The sequence below is a fragment of the Streptomyces sp. HSW2009 genome, assembly GCF_040240285.1.
GTDB lineage: Bacteria > Actinomycetota > Actinomycetes > Streptomycetales > Streptomycetaceae > Streptomyces.
Map to the genome: position 1 here is coordinate 1 of NZ_JBEHZD010000927.1, position 1,763 is coordinate 1,763.

The window sequence follows — 1,763 nt, forward strand, 5'->3', positions numbered from 1 at the left end:
GCGCGGGGGGGGGCGTCACGACGACCAGCCCCCGCCCGGGGGCCGCCGGCCCGCGGGCGGGGCGGGGGGGGGGCCGGCCGGGGGGGGGGGGGGGGCGCGGGGGGGGCGGGGCCCCGGGCGCGGGACGGAGCCGGGGCGCGGGGTTGGGCGGGGCCGGAGCGGCCCGCCCCGTACGCTCAGCCGGCAGCGCTCCGTATCCCTCAGCCAGCGGCGCCCCGTCCCCCTCAGCCGGCAGCGCCCCGTACCCCTCAGCCAGCGGCGCCCGGCACCACGGCCGTGACCCGCTCCGTGGCGCGGCGCTGGTCGACCTCCGCCGCGGAGAGCCGGTCCAGATTGCGGCACAGCACCACCGAACCGCCCGCGGCGAGCGGCGCCAGCAGCCCGGCCGACAGGCCGTCCCACGTGTCGTACGCGAGCCCGGAAAGGACCCGGGCGCCGGCCGTCAGGTCCTGCTGCGCGGCGTCCGCGCGGGCGCGCTCGACGACGCCGGCGGCGGAGAGTTCGAGGCCGTCGGCGCGCACCACGAGGGCGGTGGCCGCCGGGTCCACCGGGGCGAACGGCGCGAACCGGTCGCCCTGGGCCGGTACTTCCACCGCGTAGTCGATGAACCCCGCGGGCGGCTGCGGGAAGCGCGCGCCCTGCGGGCGCAGGCTCAGCGCGCCCCGCTCGCCGGTGCAGGCCAGGGCCGCGTCCAGCGTGTCCGGGCCGCTGACCACCAGGTCGGCGGCGGCCGGGTCGCCGCCCACCTCGGCGACCACGCCGGTGGCCGAACAGGCGAGCAGCCACACCGCGGTCTGCCAGTGCGCGGGCAGCAGCAGCGCCAGCCGGTCGCCGGGCTCGGCGGCGAGGTCGCCCTGGAGCAGGTTGGCGGTCTTCGCCACCCAATTGGCGAAGGTGGCCACGGAGAGTTCGACGCGCTCACCGGTGGCGTCGTCGTAGAAGGTCACCAGTGGACGGGCCGGGTCCGTGGCGAGCGCGGATTGCAGCAGGTCGGCAGGGGTGCGATCGGTGGCGTTCATCGCCGCAAGGGTACGCGGCCGGCCCATCGGCGGGCAGTTGCCGGGGGCCGGATCGGGGCGGCTGCGACGGCACGCGCCGTCGACGCTCCGTCACCTTTCGAATAGACAGTTATGCGCGCTATGCCCAGCATTTGCGATATGCGTGCATACCTAGCTTCCGCGGGCGGTGTCGCGTGCACGGCCGCCCTGGTGCTCCCGCTGACCGACGGCCGGGGGGCCGCAGCCGCCCCCACGCCCGCCCCACGCTCCGCGCCGGCGAGCGCGGCCCTGCCCGGCAGCACCCAGTCGCTGCCGCTGGCCCCACTGGACGACACCGCGCCGGGCCCCGACCGGGCGGCGGACGCGGCCCGCGGGTACGGCCTGGGGGCGTCTGCCGTACGGCCCTTCTCGCTGGTCGGCGTCGTCTGGGACGACCCGCGGGCCGAACAGCACGGCCCGGTTCACGTACCCCCCCCGGCCCCCCGCACCCCCCTCCGCGGGGGGGGGGGGCGGCGGGCCCCCCCCGGGGGCCGACGGCCCGGGCGGGGGGCCGGCCCCCACCGGGGCCGCCGGCACCGCGCGCTGGTCCGACTGGCAGGACGTGGAGACGCACGGCGACGCCCCGGACCTCGGCGCACCGGGCCGCAGCGCCGGCGCGGTGCGCGGCAGCACCGCCCCGCTGTGGGTCGGCGCGTCGGACGGCGTGGACCTGCGCGTCACGCCGGAGGCGGCACCGCACCCGGCCGCCGCGCCGCTGCCCGGGGA

The 1,763-nt window shown here is 80.0% G+C and carries 1 protein-coding gene and 1 pseudogene; one reads left to right on the top strand and one right to left on the bottom strand.

The features are described from left to right. Nucleotides 1–248: 248 nt before the first annotated feature. Nucleotides 249–1,019 (bottom strand): TIGR03089 family protein, encoded by a 771-nt coding sequence (locus AAHZ94_RS33605; protein WP_349997483.1) that lies wholly within the window; start codon nt 1,017–1,019, stop codon nt 249–251. A 138-nt stretch (nt 1,020–1,157) separates the two neighbouring features. On the opposite strand from AAHZ94_RS33605, the pseudogene AAHZ94_RS33610 reads away from it, so the two are divergent. Next, a pseudogene (locus tag AAHZ94_RS33610) lies at nt 1,158–1,763 on the top strand (hypothetical protein); the annotation flags it as partial.